This is a genomic window from Neorhizobium petrolearium (genome assembly GCF_017873175.1).
In the GTDB taxonomy this organism is placed as follows: Bacteria; Pseudomonadota; Alphaproteobacteria; order Rhizobiales; family Rhizobiaceae; genus Neorhizobium; species Neorhizobium petrolearium.
Genome location: NZ_JAGGJW010000001.1, coordinates 144,879 through 162,626, shown reverse-complemented (window position 1 = coordinate 162,626; position 17,748 = coordinate 144,879). Strand labels below are relative to the sequence as shown.

Genomic DNA, 17,748 nt, shown 5'->3' with positions numbered 1-17,748 from the left:
CAATGTCCACATCCGATCCCGTCAACAATCTCCAGACTCTCATCCGCTGCCCTTCGGTGACGCCCGCCGAAGGTGGCGCGCTTTCGGCACTGGAGGCCATGCTCCTGCCGCTCGGCTTCAAGGTCGAGCGCATGGTCGCGACGGAACCGGGCATGCCGGACATCGAGAACCTCTATGCGCGACTCGGAAACAAGGGCCCACACCTGATGTTCGCCGGGCATACGGACGTGGTGCCGCCGGGCGACGAAGCCTCCTGGAGCCATCTACCCTTCGCCGCCGAGATTGCCGGCGGTGAGCTTTTCGGTCGCGGCGCGGTGGACATGAAAGGCGGCATCGCCTGCTTCGCCGCGGCAGTCGCACGACATATCGAAAAGCATGGCATGCCAAAGGGCTCGATCTCATTCCTGATCACCGGCGATGAGGAAGGCCCGGCCGTCAACGGTACGGAAAAACTGCTGAAATGGGCAGTCGAGAGAGGGGAACGCTGGGACGCCTGCCTGGTCGGCGAACCGACCAATCCGGACGCCCTCGGCGACATGATCAAGATCGGCCGGCGCGGTTCGGTCTCCGGCAAGGTGAGCATTCTCGGCGTCCAGGGTCATGCGGCCTATCCGCATCTTGCCGATAACCCGGTGCGCGGCCTGTTGCCGCTTGCCTCGGCGCTGATGGATCCGCCCTTCGATATGGGAACGGATAATTTTCCGCCCTCCAACCTGGAGGTGACCTCGGTGGATGTCGGCAATCCGGCCACCAATGTCATTCCGGCCAGGGCAAGCTTTGCTTTCAACATCCGGTTCAACGACACCTGGACCGCCGACACGGTGAAAGCCGAGATCCTGCGGCGGCTCGATGCCGCCGCAGCCGGCAGCCCGTTTCGTCCGGGCCGCGATCCGGTCCGCTACGAGATCACCTGGGCCGAACGGCCAAGCCATGTGTTTCTCACCCGCAACAATGCGCTGATCGCCTCGCTTTCCGAAGCGGTCGAAAACGTGACAGGCAGGACGCCGCAGCTTTCCACCACCGGCGGCACATCGGATGCTCGATTTATCAAGGATTACTGCCCGGTCGTGGAATTCGGCCTCGTCGGCCAGACCATGCACATGGTGGATGAACGGGTGGCCCTTGCCGATCTGGAAATACTCACCCAAATCTATGGGACTTTCATCTCCCGCTGGTTCGATAATGCCCTCCTACCATGAAGTCAGGCTCTATCTTAATGGCCTCTGGCTGTTGATCAGAGGCGACGCCCAGGGTTTCCGACTCCTCGACATTTCCGATCGAGGCATGATGCGCTCGTTCTGGGCTTTCGTGTGGTGCCTGCCGGCAGCAGCGATTTCCTGGCTGTGGTGGCGAGCCTACCTGCTCGAAGGCATGCCGGCGGGTGCGCGGGTCGGCGGGCTTTTCTTCGTCCGCATGGCGATGCTGGAGGTCTTCAACTGGCTGGTGCCGCTGATTCTTGCCGGCATTCTCTGCGCGCTGCTCGGCATCGGGCGGAAATTCTCGGCCGTCGTCGTCAGCGTCAACTGGCTCTCGGTTCCGTTCGCCTATCTCTACGGCCTGCTCAGCCTGCGCTTCCTGTTGCCTTCCAGCCTCGACGCGTTGCTGGCGCTCATCCACTTCGCCCTGCTCATCGCCATGGTCGTTTCCGTCTCACGGGTGATGCGGATGATCTGCGGGCCGCAGCCGCTGATGGTCACGGGCCTCGTCCTGGTGCTGATTGTTCCAGGCATGCTGCTGACCGAAGCATTGCAACGCTTCCTCGGCATCTATCCGTTCTGACCATCCTTTCGGGATCACGGATCGCCGGGATAATCGACCTTCATGAAATAGAGCCCTTCCGGCGGCGCGACCGGCCCGCAGGCCGAGCGATCCCGCGCATCCAACGCGGCGCGCACATCTTCCGGCGTCATCTTGCCCTCGCCCGCGAGCTTCAGCGTGCCGGCGAAGGAGCGGATCTGGTTGTGCAGGAAACTCTGGGCGCTTGCTCGGATTTCGATCAGGTCGCCGGTGCGGCTCACATCCAACCGGTCGAGCGTGCGGACCGGGCTCGTCGCCTGGCAATGGGCGGAGCGGAACGTCGTGAAATCATGGTGCCCGACCAGCGTCTGCGCCGCAGCGTGCATGGCTTCGTGATCGAGATGGCGCGCCACCCACCATGCGCGCTTGGCCTCCAGCGCCAATGGCGACGGACGATTGAGGATGCGGTAGAGATAATGCCGGCGGAGCGCCGAAAAGCGCGCATCGAACGTCTCATCGACCGCCTGGACGTCGAGCACCGACACCTTTTCGCCCGCCATCATCAAATGGGCGTTCAATGCATTGCGCAGCTTATAAGGCTTCCACTCGCGCGATAGATCCGCGTGGATGACCTGACCCACGGCGTGAACGCCGGAATCCGTGCGGCCCGCGCCGCGGATCGAGACGGTTTCGCCGGTCAGCGACAGGATGCCGCCCTGGAGCGCCGCCTGCACCGAGTGGCCGTTTTCCTGCATCTGCCAGCCGACATAATTGGTGCCGTCATATTCGACGGTCATGCGGTATCGCGGCATCAGGAGAGCCTCGCCCCGGCCGGGATCGGCGTGCCGCGCAGGAAATCGGCCGCCGCAAGCGGCTTGCCGCCTGCTTTCTGTAGCTTCAGCAGCCGGACGGCACCATCACCGCAGGCGACCGTCAGCGCGTCATCCAGCACCATGCCTGGCTGACCACGCCCCTCGCCCATTTCGGATGCCAAAACCTTGATGCGCTCCGGCCTGCCGTTGATCTCGGCCTCGAACCAGGCGCCCGGAAAAGGCGACAGGCCGCGGATGTGGTTATGAACATCCCGCCCCGGTTTCGAGAAATCAATGCGCGTCTCGCCCTTGCCGATCTTGGCGGCATAAAGCACGCCCTCTTGCGGCTGCGGCGTCAGCGGCAGGTCGCCGACTTCCAGTTTCCCCATCGCCTCGACCATGGCGCGGGCGCCGACCAGCATCAGCTTGTCGTGCAGCTCTCCCGCCGTCATGTTTTCGCCGATCTCGACTTCCCTGGTAAGCGCCACCGGCCCCGTATCGAGGCCTTTCTCCATCTGCATCACCATCACGCCGGTCTTCTCGTCTCCCGCCATGATCGCCCGCTGTATGGGGGCTGCACCACGCCAGCGAGGCAGGAGCGACGCATGGCCGTTGTAGCATCGGAGCCGCGCGCCGGTGAGGACCGCCTCCGGCAGAAGCAGGCCATAGGCAACGACCACGGCCACGTCGGCGTTCAGAGCCCGGAATTTCTCACGCTCTTCCGGGTCCTTGAAGTTGGCGGGCGTGAAGACGGGAATGCCGAGAAGCTCGGCCGCCTGATGTACCGGCGACTTGACGAGATCAAGCCCGCGCCGGCCGCCCGGCCTCGGCGGCTGCGTATAGACCGCGACGATATCATGGCCCGCCTGCTTCAGGCCCTCAAGCGTCGGCACGGAAAATTCCGGCGTGCCCATGAAGATGATGCGAAGAGACATGCGATATTGCCCGTTCTGGTTCAGGCACCTTCAAACGGGTTTACCAGCCCAAGATCAAGCCCCTCGAAGTCTTTTACATTCCGCGTCGCCAGTGTAGCACCATGGGAAAGACAGATCGCGGCGATCATCGCGTCCTTGGTTTCCATTGGACGCCCTATTTTTTGGCGATGCGCTTTCAGTTCGCCATAGCGCCTTGCCGCATCGAGGGAGAAGGCAAGTATCCGACCGACGAACCCTTCCTCGATCCGCGAATAGCTTGCAGTGATTCCATCACGCCGATTGCCATCAGGCAGCAAGGACAAACCATATCGGATTTCCGCGACACTGACAGTCGTCAGAAAAAGCTCTTGCCGCTGAAAGCGGTTTAACCACCCGAGGAGATGGCCACTATGTTTGCGCCCCTCCAACTCCGATATGACATTGGTGTCCAGAACCGTATTCATTCGTCGAACTTCGGCGGTTCCCGATCGGGTTCGTGTCTGGCTGCCTCAATGGCTGCCAGTTCTTCTTCGGTCCACATCGCATCCCCGAGAAGACCTCGCAACCATTCGCCTGCTGGCCTTCTGTCTTCGTCGGGAGTGCTCAGCGACCGTCTCAGCAGCACGATCGCTTCCTCGGAGAGGCTACGGCCACTCTCTCTTGCCCGTTCCTGAAGCTCCTGCTTCAAAGCGTCATCCAGATTTCTAATCAGCAGATCACCCATGGGCACCTCTTATGATATCATTGATATCATAGCGTCTCTGCAGGCGATTTTCAACGAAGTCAGATGGCCTTACCCTTGGCGGCCTTGGTGAACTTCTTGATCACCATCTCCCGCTTCAGGCGCGAGATATGATCGATGAAGAGCACGCCGTTCAGATGGTCGATCTCGTGCTGCAGGCAGGTGGCAAGCAGGCCATCGGCCTCGACCATATGCTCCTTGCCGTCCCGGCCGATGTGCTTGACGGTGACCACCGCAGGCCGCTCCACCTCGGCGTAATATTCCGGAATGGAAAGGCAGCCCTCCTCGTAGACGGACCGCTCTTCGGAGGATTTGACGATCTCCGGGTTGATGAAGACCTGCGGGTTCTTCTCCTCGCCCTCCCGGGCAACGTCGATAACGAGAAGCCGGCGCGGCACGCCGATCTGGATTGCCGCAAGGCCGATGCCAGGCGCCTCGTACATGGTCTCCAGCATGTCGTCGGCAAGCTTCAGGAGTTCGTCATTTACCTGTTCGACGGGCTTGGAAACCTGGCGCAGGATCGGGTTCGGCAGAATAATCAGCGGTTTGATGGTCATGGCTTCCCATAACGTAACTTTTTTTCGGAAGGAACAGGGATCGCTTCGCTTTTTTATATAATGTTCACGTTTTGATCTTTTCAAGCCGCGGAATTCTGTTAGCTTCCCGCCATGGATGATCTTCTCGCACGCCTCCCCGCGCTTCTGGCCGACCAGCAGGCTGTGGCCGTTGCAGCCGCAGCGGCGGTGATACTTGTTCTGCTTGCGGCATTTTTTATTAACAGTCGCCAGCGGGAAATCGCCCGGCAGGCGGTCGAGGCGGAAGCAAGGCTTTCCGAACTCCTTCGCGCCCAGAGTGAGATGCAGGGCCGGCTGTCGGCCATGGCGGAGACGCTTTCGACGCGGCAATCGGAACTCAACCAGACGGTCAGCCAGCGTCTTGACGGCATGACGCACCGGATCGGCGCGACGATTACCGAACAGACCAAGTCGACGCATGAGAATCTTCGCCGGCTTCAGGAGAGACTCGCCGTCATCGACGCCGCCCAGAATAATATCCAGACGCTTGCCAAGGATGTCGTCGGGTTGCAGGCGATTCTGTCGAACAAGCAGACGCGCGGCGCTTTCGGCCAGGGGCGGATGGAGGCGATCGTCGCGGACGGCCTGCCGCTCGGTGCCTATTCCTTCCAGACCCCGCTTTCCAACAGCACCCGACCCGACTGCCTAATCAAGATGCCGAACGGCGCACCCCCGCTGACAGTGGATGCCAAATTCCCGCTGGAGGCCTGGAACGCCTTTCGCGAGGCTGCCGCACCGGAAGCGAGACGGGCGGCTGCGCAGCAGTTCCGCCGCGATCTGGACGTGCATATCAAAGACGTTTCCGAGAAATACCTCCTGCCGGGCGAAACCCAGGACATGGCCTTCCTCTTCGTGCCGTCGGAATCGATTTTTGCCGAGATCCACGAGCATTTCGAGGGCGTGGTGCAGAAGGCGCAACGCGCCCGCGTGGTCTTCGTATCGCCTTCTCTCCTGATGCTGTCGATCCAGGTCATCCAGGCGGTCCTGAAAGATCAGCGGATGCGCGAACAGGCGCATCTCATCCAGGGCGAGGTGGCTCTTCTGGTGGAGGATCTGGCCCGGCTCGACGACAGGACCCGCAAACTTCAGGCGCATTTCCTCGCCGCTCAGAAGGATGTGGAGCAGATCATCACGTCCACCGACAAGCTCAATCGCCGTGGCGCCAGGATCGAGGCATTGGAACTGGAAGCGCCGGCAGACGCCGAAGCATCCCGCGACGCGCCGCAGGCCAAGGTCGTCGAAAGCCGCACCGGCCTGCTCAAGCTCAGGGTGGTTGACGAGGAGTAACGCTCTCGGGCAGTGTCGCGCGACTTTACACCAGCAAGCAGGCCTGCCCATGATCACCGTCCTCGGCTCCATCAACATGGATCTCACCGCAACGACCGAACGCCTTCCGCAGCCCGGTGAAACCGTTGCAGGAACGAGCTTCGCAACGGCGGCCGGCGGCAAGGGCGCCAACCAGGCGCTTGCGGCACGGCGCGCCGGAAGCACGGTGAGGATGGTCGGAGCCGTCGGCGAAGATAGCTTTGCCGGACCCTCACTCGCCCTTCTCGATGAAGCCAAGGTCGATCTGTCCGCCGTCGCGCATGTCAGCACGCCGACCGGCACGGCGCTGATCCTTGTCGGCGGCACAGGCGAGAATATGATCGCGGTCGTGCCCGGCGCCAACGGCACCGTGAGTGAGGCACAGGCCCACGCGGCAGTCGAAACCATGCAGACCGGCGACTTCCTGATGTTGCAACTCGAAATTCCGGCCACCACGGTGGAAGCGGCCCTCAAGGCGGCACGCACAAAGGGGATTGTAACGCTGATGAATACAGCGCCGCTGACGGATGACGCTGCACGGCTTGCCCGGCTGGCCGACATCGTGGTCGCCAACGAGACGGAATTCGAGCTTCTTGCGGGGCATCCGATTCCGGATGCCGCCGTGCGCAAGGTCGCATTGGAAAAGCTGCATTCGGAAACCGGCCAGACCTTTGTGGTGACACTCGGCGGCGATGGTGTCGTAGCCGTCCGTGAGGGTCGGTTCTTTTCTGCTGAAGGCCTCAAGATCGAACCGGTCGATACCGTCGGGGCGGGTGACACGTTCTGCGGCTACCTGGCCGCCAGCCTGGAACAGGGACTGGAATTTGCCGAAGCACTCCGCAGGGCGGCGGTTGCCGGCTCGCTCGCCTGCCTTGTCCGCGGTGCGCAGCCGTCCATCCCGCTCGCCGATCAGGTCGATCGCCGAGTCTGAAGCAGGCGGCAACCATGCTGTTGCGATGTAAATTCCGGCTCCGCTGATTTCAGTCAAAGTTAAGATATCGATCCTAGGGTGTCGCCAACACCTCCGCGGCAGTGGATTCGCCATCCATTCCTTCCGCGGCAGCTCCATGACGGGGCGTCTCCAGGTGAATATTCCCCTTTTTGATACCTGCTGAAGGCGCGAGCTCATGTTTCCGCTGAAGATCAAGTCCCTGTCCACGAAGCTGATCCTGGTGACGAGCCTGGCAATCGCTGCAGTTCTCGTCATCTCCAACCTATTCCTGATCTCCCAGACACGCAGTCGCGTCCTATCGCTCACCATGGCCCAGGCCGAGGCCGAGGCTCGCTCGATCGCCAACGAAGTCGCCGTCGACATGGGACAACTCGCGGGCGCCGCCCGATCGATCGCCGGCGTGATCGGTCGCGGCCATGCGGGCGATTACCTCGATCGCAAGGGCGTGGTCGATGCCCTGAAGGCCAATCTCGAGCAGAACGCATTCGCCTATGGCAGCTGGTTCGCAGAAGCGCCCGGCACCTTCGACGGCAAGAACGCCGACCTTGTCGGAAACAAGGAGATGGGGGCGAACAAGAAGGGCGAACTTGCACCCTACTGGACCAAGAGCCGCACCGGCGATATCGCCTACAGCGTTTTCGACATCGACACCCAGGCGGAGTGGTACGCGCTGGCCGCCAACTCCAAGAAGGGCTCGCTGACCCAGCCTTACGTGGAAAGCACGACCGGCGACGCAACCGCCATGAGCTCGATCGCCTATCCGGTCTTCTCAGGCTCGAAATTTCTCGGTGTTGCCGGTCTCGATGTGTCGCTCGCAACCCTCTCGAAGAAGCTGCAGGCGATGAAACCCTTCGGTTCCGGCCGTGTCCTTCTCGTGTCCCAGGGTGGCAACTGGATTGTCCCGGTCCATCCGGACAAAATGATGAAGCCGGTGGAAGGAGAAAAGGCGAGCGAGCTTCTCGCCGCGCTGAGGGCTGACAAGCCCGTACAGCTCGACAATCTCTCGGCCGATGCTTCGGAACCCTACGAGCGCGTCGTCTACCCATTCACGGTACCTGACCTCAACACCACCTGGGCGATCGTCATCGACGTGCCCCACAGCGTCATCGCTGCGCCTGTCCAGGATCAGACGTGGATGATGGTTCTTGGCGGCATCGTCATCATGGGCGCCTGCATTGCGACCCTCTATTTCGGCAGTACCGTCTTCGTGCGTCGTCCTTTGGGCGCGCTGCTCGGAAGCGTCGATCTTCTCAGCCAGGGCCGTTTCGAGCAGCCGGTCGAAGGCCAGGACCGGAACGATGAGATCGGCTCGCTCTCCCAATCGCTCGAAGGCTTCCGGCATACGCTGGCCGACGGCCGCCGATTGGAAACCGAGGCCGAAGCTCAGCGCAATGCTGCCGAAAACGAGAGGAGCCGTTCGGAAAACGAGCGGGAAGCCAACGCTCTTGAACAGCAACGCATCGTGGCCTCCCTTGCCAAGGGATTGGCGGAACTCTCGAACGGCAACCTCGGCTACCGGGTCCAGGAAGAGTTTCCAGGCGAATACGCAAAGCTGAAGACCGACTTCAACCGGGCGCTGGAAAGCCTCGAAGACACGATCGCGACCGTTAATTCCACCGTGCACAACATCGGCAACGGTACCCGCGAAATTGCCGCCAGCGCACAGGATCTGTCGCGCAGGACCGAGCAGCAGGCGTCGAGCCTGGAAGAGACCGCTGCAGCGCTCAACGAGCTCACCGCCCAGGTGAATTCCAGCGCTGAAAATGCGGGTTCGGCTGCCTCCACCGTCAACCTCGCCTGTGACGATGCGGAAAAGTCGGGTGAGGTGGTACAAAAAGCGGTCGCCTCGATGCAGGGCATTGCCCAGTCCTCGCAGGAGATTTCCCGCATTATCGGCGTCATCGACGAAATCGCTTTCCAGACCAACCTGCTTGCGCTCAACGCCGGCGTCGAAGCGGCCCGCGCCGGTGAGGCCGGAAAGGGGTTCGCCGTCGTTGCGCAGGAAGTGCGCGAGCTGGCGCAGCGCTCTGCCAATGCCGCCAAGGAGATCAAAGCCCTCATCAACACATCGACAACCCAGGTCGGCGAGGGAGTGGACCTGGTCGGAAAGGCGGGCGATGCGCTGCAGAAGATCGCCGTCCAGGTCATGCAGATCAACGGGCTGATCCGTCAGATCTCCGCTTCCGCCAGCGAACAGGCAGCCGGTCTCAAGGAGATCAACTCCGCCGTCAACCAGATGGATCAGGTGACGCAGCAGAACGCCGCCATGGTGGAGGAAACCACCGCGGCAAGTTCCGTACTCAGCAATGAGGCGGAAACGCTGCGGTCGCTGGTAGCCCGCTTCCGCGTCTCGATGCATACCACGGGCCAGGTTCAGAGCGCACCGCAGGCATTGCGGCAGGTCGCACAGTCCATGCGAGCGCCGCAGGCAAATCGACCTGCTCCAGCATCACCACGTGCAAAGCCTGCTCCAAAGGCGGCCGTTGCTGTGGGATCCGCCTCCGTTGCAGACGAGTGGGAAGAGTTCTGATTGCCAATGCAAAAAGCCTGAATGGTGGCCGCCGGTCAGTATCCGGCGGCCTTTTCTGTACCTAAAGTGAGGCTGGTCAAAGCCGGCCGACACGTTCCGTCAGCAGTGCGAAGAAGCCGTCGGCATCCACATCGCGCATGACCTTGGCATTGGGCTTGCGGCCGGACACCCGCCACCAGTCGACGACGGTCATGCCGGCGGTCAGCTCCGACCGCGTTTCGATCTCGACATTGCAATCGCGCCCCGAGAAGAGTTCGGGCTTCAGCAGATAGGCAATCACGGTCGGATCATGCAGCGGCCCGCCATCGGAGCCGTATTTTTCGATGTCGAATCGCTCGAAGAACGCAAGCCAGTCGACCAGCACCTGTGCCGGCCCGGTCCCAAGTGCCGCAATCTTTCCGACACGAGCCTTGGTCGTCAAAAGCTTGTGGGTGACGTCGAGCGGCATCATGACGATCGGGATACCGGAGGCAAAGACGGCCTTCGCCGCTTCCGGATCCACATAGATGTTGAACTCGGCAGCGGGCGTGATGTTGCCGCCCTCGAAGAAGCCACCGCCCATCATCACCAATTCCCTCACACGCGGTGCTATGTCCGGCGCCTTCTGAAGCGCCAGCGCCACATTGGTGAGCGGCCCGAGGGTACAAAGCGTCACCGTTCCGACCGGCTCGGAGCGCAATGTCTCGACGATGAAATCCACCGCATGGGTGCTGCGCACCGGCATCATCGGCTCAGGCAGTTCGGCGCCGTCGAGACCTGTCCTGCCGTGGACGTGCTCGGCCGTCACCTGCGGGCGTACGGTCGGCTTCGAGGCCCCCTCGTAGATCGCCGCATCCTGCCTGCCGCAAAGTTCGCAGACGATCCTGAGGTTACGGCTGGTATAGGAAAGCGGCACGTTTCCGGCGACTGCGCAGAGGCCGAGCACGTCCAGTTCCGCCGGGCTCGCAAAAGCCAGCATGATCGCAGCGGCATCATCCTGGCCCGGATCGGTATCGATGATGATCTTTCTGCGTTCCATGGCATGCCCCTGATTTTGCCGGGGCTTGTTGGCCCTGCTCCTACAGATTGTCAAGTACGGGCGGGCCTATATGGAAGGACTGCAATCACCGACGAACCGGATTCATTCTTGCGGTCTTTGCTGCAACTCCCCATATAAGTTTGCGAGTTGGCGCGCCGAATTTCGGGCGCCGATAGGGTCGCTTGTTACAAGGACTGCACGATGAGCCGAATGATGCCATTTGCGAGCCCGCTGCTTTTGGGCTTCGACTCCATGGAAAAGACCCTCGAGCGCCTCGCGAAGGCGAATGACGGCTACCCGCCCTACAATATCGAACGCATCCAGGCGGATGCGTCCGGCGCGCCGGAACGGCTTCGCATTACAGTTGCGGTCGCCGGCTTTTCCGAATCCGAGCTCGATGTGACGATCGAGGAGAACCAACTCGTCATTCGCGGGCGCCAGGTGGAACAGGGCGACCGGAATTATCTCTACCGAGGCATTGCAGCCCGTCAGTTCCAGCGTGTGTTCGTGCTCGCCGACGGCATGCAGGTCTCCGGTGCTTCACTCAGGAACGGCCTCCTGTCGATCGACCTCATCCGCCCCGAGCCGGAACGTATGGTGCGAAAAATTAACATTTCCGTCTCAGAGTAGGTCAACGGCATTAATGCCGTTGCATCCTCAATACTGGAGGCTGGAATGCTCCTGAAAGAAGCGAATACGCGTTTGACGCAGTCCGAACTCGCTCATCTGGGTACTGGAGAGGTTGGATATATTCGCAAGATGCGGTCGGATGAAGTGTCCCGTTGTTTCCCCGAAGCCCCTGAAATCGATCCCAATCTCGACCTTTGGGCCCTGTTCGGCGCCGATGGCACGCCGATCCTCTTGACCGACAACCGTTCCAGCACCTTCTTCAAGGCTGCTGAGGACGACCTGAAGACCGTCAGTCTGCACTGACTTTTCAGATCCTTCTGAAGGTCAGATAGGCCGAGGAGCGGCCTTCGCGACGGGCCTTGTTTTCGTATCGCGTTCCTGGCCAGCCGGCGAAGGGGGTCAGCCAGTCGGAAGATTGCTCCGCCAGCCATTGAAAGCCGCCATGATCGCGGCAATGGATCAGCGTCCAGTTGACATAGGTGTCGATGTCGGATGCGAAGCAGAATAGGCCGCCCGGCTTCAGCACGCGATGGAAGCGGTCGAGATTGACCTCGGATACGAACCGTCTTTTCCAATGCTTGCGCTTCGGCCATGGATCCGGATAGAGCAGATCCACACGATCGAGCGAAGCATCCGGCAGCCAATCCAGCACCTGGGTCGCATCGTCGTCATAGACCCGGATATTCTTCAAACCCAACTGATCGACGCGCGACAGAAGCTTCGCCATGGAATTGACGAAGGGTTCCACGCCGATGAAGCCCGTTCTCGGGCTTTCCTGGGCGCGATGGATGAGATGTTCGCCGCCGCCGAAACCGATCTCCAGCCGCAATTCGTCCACCGGGACGGGAAACAGGTCAGACAGTCTTGCCGGAGCCGGGGCTTGAAGATCAAGCCTCAAGGCCGGCAGGAGCGTCGCCAGACCCTCCGCCTGGCGCTCACGCAACGGCTTGCCCTTGCGACGTCCGAAGAACGCTTCGGTGGCGCGGCTCGGGTGCGGTTGTTCGGTCATGGCTGCTCTCTCACGATAAAAGCGGGCGTCTCCTTCAGGGAGGCACCCGCTTTACAGTTTTCTTCAGCGATCCGTAAAGGCCGATCAGGCGGCTTTCAGCATCTCTTCCTTCAGCGCATCCTTGAGCGGCTTGACGAGATCGGTCTTCTCCCAGGAGAAGGAACCATCGCGGCCCGCTTTACGGCCGAAGTGGCCGTAGGCCGAGGTCTTGGCATAAATCGGTTTGTTGAGGTCGAGGTGGCGGCGGATGCCCGAGGGCGACAGGTCCATGACCTTGCGGATTGCAGCCTCGATCTGATCTTCCGTCACGCCCTTGCCGGTGCCGTGCAGGTCGACGTAGATCGACAGCGGCTGGGCAATGCCGATCGCATAGGAAAGCTGGATCGTGCAGCGGTCGGCAAGGCTGGCGGCAACGACGTTCTTCGCCAGATAGCGGGCCGCATAGGCTGCCGAACGGTCGACCTTGGTGGTGTCCTTGCCGGAGAAGGCGCCGCCGCCATGCGGAGCCGCACCACCGTAGGTGTCGACGATGATCTTACGGCCGGTGAGGCCGGCATCGCCGTCCGGGCCGCCGATGACGAACTTGCCGGTCGGGTTGATGTACCACTTGCAATCGTCGGAAATCTTCAGGTCGCCGAGCGCTTCGCGGATATAGGGTTCGACGACGGCGCGGACCTTCTTGGAATCCCAGCTCTCGTCGAGATGCTGGGTGGAAAGCACGATCGAATCGACGCAGGCCGGCTTGCCGTTTTCGTAACGGACGGTCACCTGGCTCTTGGCGTCCGGGCCGAGCTTGGCCACTTCGCCCTCGCCCTTCTTGCGGGCTTCGGCGAGAAGCCGGAGAATCTTGTGGGAATAGTAGATCGGCGCCGGCATAAGATCCGGGGTTTCCGTGCAGGCATAACCGAACATGATGCCCTGGTCGCCGGCACCTTCGTCGCCCTGCTGGTCGGCGGCGCTGTCGACACCTTGCGCGATATCGGCAGACTGCGAGTGCAGCAATACGTCGATCTTCGCCGTCTTCCAGTTGAAGCCGTCCTGTTCATATCCGATGTCGCGGATCGCCTTGCGGGCGGCCGACTTGAATTTCGAGGGGTTGATGACGTCCTTGCCCTGCTTGTCCTTCTTCATCAGGCTTGGCGGCAGGCGAACCTCACCGGCAATGACCACGCGGTTGGTGGTCGCGAGCGTCTCGCAGGCGATGCGCACCGTCCACGGATCGACGCCGGTCTTGACCGCTTCGCGGTACACAAGATCCACGATTTCATCGGAAATACGGTCACAAACCTTGTCCGGATGGCCTTCGGCGACGGACTCGCTGGTGAACAGGTAACTTGGGCGCATTACGGGATTCCCCTCAAAGAAACGAACGAGCCTGTGTTAGTGGCTTCCGCCGATAAAAACAAGCGTACAACGACATAAATATATCTTTATGTGTACAATCTCAACACGCAAGCAGCACCTGGGCGCCAGAAAATGAGCAAAAAAAAGCGGCCCTGAGGCCGCTTGCGAAATCCTACTGAATCCGCCTTATTCCACTTCGGCATCCGCCGCCAGCGCCTTGACGAGATCGACCACACGTCGGCGCACCTTCGGGTCGGAGATCTTCACAAAAGCCCGGTTGAGCTGCAGGCCTTCGGAAGACGACAGGAAATCGACCACATAGTTGGAGCTTGACGCTTCCGCCATGCCGGCCTGACCGCCCGACTGCTCGCCCGGAGCATCCTCGAAGAAGAAGGAAACCGGCACGTTGAGGATGCTCGAGATATTCTGCAGGCGGCTTGCGCCGACGCGATTGGTGCCCTTCTCATATTTCTGGATCTGCTGGAAAGTAATGCCAAGGCTTTCGCCCAATTTTTCCTGGCTCATTCCAAGCATGGTCCGACGAAGGCGAATCCGACTTCCGACATGAATGTCTATCGGGTTCGGCTTCTTTTTATTTTCAATCATAACGATGTCCTGACGAAGTTAACGGTTCAATCTTCACAACCCGGTCTGCGTGTGGAGATACACTTCGCGCGATTGGTCACTGCAGGCTCAACGTGTGAAGCATATGGCGAGACGAAAGGCCAGGACCACTATGCAATTTTAGGGGTTTTTGGTCAATTCGTCCGGAAATTAAAACCAGCACGCGAGACCACTGCAATCAGTAACATAGATGCCAGCACCAACCAGAAGTAATTTTGACGAGTATCCTCGCCCCAATGCGGAACGAGAATGCTGCTCACAGTTGCATCTATCACACCTTTTTGATTGTAGTCCATCCCCCTTATTAGTCTTCCGTAGGGGTCGACAACGGCCGAAATACCGGTATTCGCCGCACGAATCAGCGGCAGGCCGTTTTCGACGGCACGGATCCGAGCCTGCTGGAAATGCTGATATGGGCCGGGTGTCGCTCCAAACCAGCCGTCATTAGTGACATTGAGAAGCGCGCTCGTCCGCTCCACGTCTTCGCCGATCTCCTGCGGGAAGATCGCCTCATAGCAGATCAGCGGATAGAAAACCCGGCCGCCGGGCAGCGTCAGCATCGCCCGCACGGGCGCGGCGCTGAAGCCGCCCGGCATGGCAACCGCCTCGGGGATGCCGAGCCTGCGCAACATGTCCTCGTAAGGGACGTATTCCCCGAACGGGACGAGATGCACCTTGTCGGCAGCGGATACGATCTGCCCCTCGCTGTCGATCACGTAGATCGAGTTGTAGTAGCGCGGCGCGAAACCCTGACCGGTCTCTTCCGACCGCACCACGCCAGTAATAAGGACCTGACCGCCCTGAAGCATCTCGGCGATACGGGCCAATGCGTCCGGGTTCTGGGTGAGGATGAACGGAATGGACGTTTCCGGCCAGACGATGATATCCGGCCGCTTGCCGCCGTTTTCCGGAGGCAGGGCGGAGAGGGCCAGATGTTCTTCGAAGATTTCAGCGCGGTCGGAATCTTCGATCTTCCGGGCCTGGTCGATCACCGGCTGGACGATGCGGACCACCATCTGGTTTTCCGCAGGCGCGGCAGGAGCGGAATCCGCCAGATAAAGCCTGTAGGCGCCGAAGCCAAGATGGGCGCAAAAGAGCAAAGCCGCCAGCGACAGGCCGAGCCGCATGCCTTTCTTCGTGCCGATCAAAGCAGGTGCCGAGAACACGAAGACCGCGAGCACGGTGACTCCGTAGATGCCGAGCACGGCGGATTGCATCATCAAAGGTATGGGCATGGCGCCATAACCGATCGCATTCCATGGGAAGCCGGTGGCAACGAAGCTGCGCAGCCATTCGGCAAGCCCGAAACCGAAGGCGAGCGCCGCGATCCGTCCGAAGCCGTCCGACCAGAACATCCGGGCGATCGCCGTTGCGAGACCATAAAAAAGGGCGAGACAGGCCGGCAGGCCGAGGACCGCAAGCGGCAATGCCCAGGCGAACTCATCGGCTTCCACCAGCAGCGCATTACCGAGCCACCAGAGGCCGGCTACGAAATAGCCGAAACCAAAGAACCAACCGAGCCAGAAGGCAGAGCGGAACCGGGAGAACAGACCTCCGTCCGGATTGCCGGTCGAGCCGTCCATCAGCCAGACGAGCAGCGTGAAGGAGATGAAGAGTGCCGCAAGGAACCCGAAGGGCGGCAGGGCTAAAGCGCCAACGGCGCCGGCCAGGAAAGCGACAATGGCTCGCGGGAAACCCCAGAGAAGTATGATCCTGCCCGCCAGCCGCTCCATGGACTTCCCCTTTTTCCTCGAATCAGCCGTCGCAGTCTTCCAAAAAACGGCTGACTTGTCGTGAGGTCAAAAAGGAACGTTCTGGCGGAATCGCTCAAGCCTGGTGATTGGACCGGTCTGCGCTCGGAGCGGAGGGTGGCGGCAGCAGCATGGCCGGCGTCTGATCGGCGAGCAGCGCTTCGCCGTCGCCTTTCAGGCGGCGGCGGGCACCTGCCCGCTTGCGCATGATGCGGACGCGCTTGATGCGGCGCGGATCGGCTTCGAGGATCTGGAATTCGAAACCCGGCACCGCCTGCACGACCTCGCCGCGCACCGGAATGCGGCCAAGCGCGGAGAAGATCAGGCCGCCCAGCGTATCGACATCCTCAAGACGATCCCTGATGTCGAAATCGGGGCCGATCGCCTGGGCGATCTCCTCGAGTTCGATGCGGGCATCGGCCACGAAGACGTCATCGCCGGGGCGGGAGAACATGACCTCCTCGTCGTCGTGCTCGTCCTCGACATCGCCGATCACCATCTCGACGATGTCTTCGTGCGTGACGAGACCATCGGTGCCGCCATATTCGTCGATGACAAGAGCAAGCTGCGTGCGGGCCGCTTGCATGCTCTGAAGCAGGTCAGATGCGAGCATCGACGGCGGCACGAACAGGATCTTGCGGATCAGGCCTGCCTCCGCAACCGTCTGTTCGAGATCAACCCGCCCGAGGTCGAAAGCAGGCCGTGGCGTGCGTACCTGCTTTTCCGCCTTCTCCGGCTTGTCGGCGGCAAGCGGCATCGGCTGAGTCGGTGCGGCACGTGAAGGTGCCGCGCGTGCGCTTGTCCGGCGCTTGTTGCGAGCCTGCTTGGCAAGATAGGACAGGAGGTCGCGGATATGCACCATGCCGCGGGGATCGTCGAGCGTATCACTGTAGACCGGCATGCGCGAACGGCCGGTTTCCTCGAAATGGATCAGCAGTTCGCCGATGGTCATGGTCATGTCGACGGCTTCGATATCGGCGCGCGGCACCATGATGTCCTCGACGCGAACTTCCCGGAAACGCAGGATATTGTGCAGCATCGCCCGCTCTTCGGGCGAAAAGGCGTTGCTGACATTGGTATCGGTCATCAGCGCGTCGGCGAGGTCCTCGCGCAGCTTCTCGCCCTGCGAGGGTCTGAGCAACCTCAAGGCGCGCGACCAGAAAGAGCTGTGGTGTTGTTTGGGTTGGGTTTCCGTCTTGGCCGGACTACTGCCCTCTTCCGAGGAGCTGGAGTCACCGTCCTTGCCCTCTCGGGCCGGGTTTGTCGAAAAATCGCTCATTGTTCCAGACTATACTATCGGATCCTGTCCCGCATAGGGGTCAGATAGGCCGAGCACGGCCAAAATGCGAGTCTCAAGCCGCTCCATTCTTTCCGCCTCATCCGTTTCCATATGGTCGTAGCCGAATAAATGCAGGAAACCATGGATCAGCAGATGGGTCAGATGATCCTCGAAAGTCTTCTCGAGATCAACCGCTTCGCGTTCAACGGTCTCGCGGGCGATGACGATATCGCCGAGCATCGGTCCCGGCATATCACCTGGCTTGAGCGGAAAAGCAGGAAAAGACAAGACATTGGTCGGCGTGTCCTTGCCTCGCCATTCCGCATTGATTTCCCTGATCGACGCGTCATCGGTAAAGACCAGCGACAGTTCCGGAGCCATTTCCGGGAAGGGCTGCTTTTCCTCGTCGGCGAGCAGCTCTGCCGCTGCGCCCAGTGTCCTTTCGCTCAGCAGGAAAAGGGCGGCCTCGTCGCGCCAGCCCTCGTTTTCCACGGTGATCTGTATGTCGAGCTTGGACATCGCTTCG

General features: G+C 61.0%; 19 protein-coding genes. 7 read left to right on the top strand and 12 right to left on the bottom strand.

What is annotated here, in order from left to right; genetic code table 11:
- The first annotated feature begins 2 nt into the window (after positions 1-2).
- Positions 3-1,199 (top strand): succinyl-diaminopimelate desuccinylase, encoded by a 1,197-nt coding sequence (gene dapE / locus J2046_RS00865; protein WP_210047998.1) that lies wholly within the window; start codon positions 3-5, stop codon positions 1,197-1,199.
- Complete coding sequence (locus J2046_RS00860; RefSeq protein ID WP_210047977.1) at positions 1,183-1,779, top strand: hypothetical protein; 597 nt, start codon at positions 1,183-1,185, stop codon at positions 1,777-1,779. The genes dapE and J2046_RS00860 overlap by 17 nt, the downstream gene beginning before the upstream one ends.
- Positions 1,780-1,793: 14 nt before the next feature.
- On the opposite strand, the gene truA is transcribed toward J2046_RS00860, so the two are convergent.
- Genes truA through def form a run of 5 tightly spaced genes read right to left on the bottom strand, consistent with a single transcriptional unit; the run spans position 1,794 to position 4,762 of the window.
- Positions 1,794-2,549: a tRNA pseudouridine(38-40) synthase TruA gene (truA, locus tag J2046_RS00855; RefSeq protein WP_210047975.1), complete on the bottom strand. Its 756-nt coding sequence runs from the start codon at positions 2,547-2,549 to the stop codon at positions 1,794-1,796.
- A complete protein-coding gene (gene fmt / locus J2046_RS00850; RefSeq protein WP_210047973.1) occupies positions 2,549-3,484 on the bottom strand; it encodes a methionyl-tRNA formyltransferase in 936 nt (311 codons plus the stop codon). The genes truA and fmt overlap by 1 nt, the downstream gene beginning before the upstream one ends.
- A gap of 20 nt (positions 3,485-3,504) precedes the next feature.
- Entirely contained in the window at positions 3,505-3,927 is a 423-nt protein-coding gene (locus J2046_RS00845) for a type II toxin-antitoxin system VapC family toxin (protein ID WP_210047970.1), read from the bottom strand.
- Positions 3,924-4,187 carry a FitA-like ribbon-helix-helix domain-containing protein gene (locus J2046_RS00840; protein ID WP_210047968.1) on the bottom strand — a complete coding sequence of 88 codons (264 nt, stop codon included), beginning with the start codon at positions 4,185-4,187 and terminating at the stop codon, positions 3,924-3,926. Before J2046_RS00840 ends, J2046_RS00845 begins: the two co-directional genes overlap by 4 nt.
- A 59-nt stretch (positions 4,188-4,246) precedes the next feature.
- Entirely contained in the window at positions 4,247-4,762 is a 516-nt protein-coding gene (def, locus tag J2046_RS00835; protein WP_210047960.1) for a peptide deformylase, read from the bottom strand.
- 111 nt (positions 4,763-4,873) lie between these two features.
- Here def and J2046_RS00830 point away from each other — a divergent pair, with 111 nt between their 5' ends.
- The 3 genes from J2046_RS00830 (at position 4,874) to J2046_RS00820 (ending at position 9,567) form a co-directional block, all read left to right on the top strand.
- On the top strand, positions 4,874-6,067 hold the full coding sequence (locus J2046_RS00830) for a DNA recombination protein RmuC (RefSeq protein ID WP_210047958.1): 1,194 nt from the start codon (positions 4,874-4,876) through the stop codon (positions 6,065-6,067).
- Positions 6,068-6,116: 49 nt separating this feature from the next.
- Positions 6,117-7,016 carry a ribokinase gene (locus J2046_RS00825; RefSeq protein WP_210047956.1) on the top strand — a complete coding sequence of 300 codons (900 nt, stop codon included), beginning with the start codon at positions 6,117-6,119 and terminating at the stop codon, positions 7,014-7,016.
- Positions 7,017-7,212: 196 nt separating this feature from the next.
- Positions 7,213-9,567: a methyl-accepting chemotaxis protein gene (locus J2046_RS00820; protein ID WP_210047954.1), complete on the top strand. Its 2,355-nt coding sequence runs from the start codon at positions 7,213-7,215 to the stop codon at positions 9,565-9,567.
- Between the two features lie 76 nt (positions 9,568-9,643).
- On the opposite strand, the gene J2046_RS00815 is transcribed toward J2046_RS00820, so the two are convergent.
- Positions 9,644-10,585 carry a nucleoside hydrolase gene (locus J2046_RS00815; RefSeq protein ID WP_210047952.1) on the bottom strand — a complete coding sequence of 314 codons (942 nt, stop codon included), beginning with the start codon at positions 10,583-10,585 and terminating at the stop codon, positions 9,644-9,646.
- 201 nt (positions 10,586-10,786) lie between these two features.
- On the opposite strand from J2046_RS00815, the gene J2046_RS00810 reads away from it, so the two are divergent.
- Entirely contained in the window at positions 10,787-11,215 is a 429-nt protein-coding gene (locus tag J2046_RS00810) for an Hsp20 family protein (protein WP_210047950.1), read from the top strand.
- A gap of 45 nt (positions 11,216-11,260) precedes the next feature.
- Positions 11,261-11,518 (top strand): BQ00720 family protein, encoded by a 258-nt coding sequence (locus J2046_RS00805; RefSeq protein WP_037159144.1) that lies wholly within the window; start codon positions 11,261-11,263, stop codon positions 11,516-11,518.
- A 4-nt stretch (positions 11,519-11,522) separates the two neighbouring features.
- Here J2046_RS00805 and trmB read toward each other — a convergent pair whose 3' ends face one another.
- From trmB to ybeY, 6 genes are all read right to left on the bottom strand, one after another.
- Positions 11,523-12,224: a tRNA (guanosine(46)-N7)-methyltransferase TrmB gene (gene trmB, locus J2046_RS00800; protein WP_210047942.1), complete on the bottom strand. Its 702-nt coding sequence runs from the start codon at positions 12,222-12,224 to the stop codon at positions 11,523-11,525.
- Positions 12,225-12,308: 84 nt separating this feature from the next.
- Positions 12,309-13,568, bottom strand: coding sequence for a methionine adenosyltransferase (metK, locus tag J2046_RS00795; protein WP_210047940.1), 1,260 nt, complete (start codon positions 13,566-13,568; stop codon positions 12,309-12,311).
- Positions 13,569-13,754: 186 nt separating this feature from the next.
- The gene (locus J2046_RS00790; RefSeq protein WP_037159150.1) at positions 13,755-14,174 is read right to left on the bottom strand and encodes a helix-turn-helix domain-containing protein; all 420 of its coding nucleotides are present in this window, start codon (positions 14,172-14,174) and stop codon (positions 13,755-13,757) included.
- A gap of 152 nt (positions 14,175-14,326) precedes the next feature.
- The gene (gene lnt, locus J2046_RS00785) at positions 14,327-15,925 is read right to left on the bottom strand and encodes an apolipoprotein N-acyltransferase (RefSeq protein ID WP_210047938.1); all 1,599 of its coding nucleotides are present in this window, start codon (positions 15,923-15,925) and stop codon (positions 14,327-14,329) included.
- A gap of 94 nt (positions 15,926-16,019) precedes the next feature.
- Positions 16,020-17,222, bottom strand: coding sequence for a hemolysin family protein (locus J2046_RS00780; RefSeq protein WP_210047936.1), 1,203 nt, complete (start codon positions 17,220-17,222; stop codon positions 16,020-16,022).
- 9 nt (positions 17,223-17,231) lie between these two features.
- Positions 17,232-17,741: an rRNA maturation RNase YbeY gene (gene ybeY / locus J2046_RS00775; protein WP_210047934.1), complete on the bottom strand. Its 510-nt coding sequence runs from the start codon at positions 17,739-17,741 to the stop codon at positions 17,232-17,234.
- Positions 17,742-17,748: the final 7 nt, after the last annotated feature.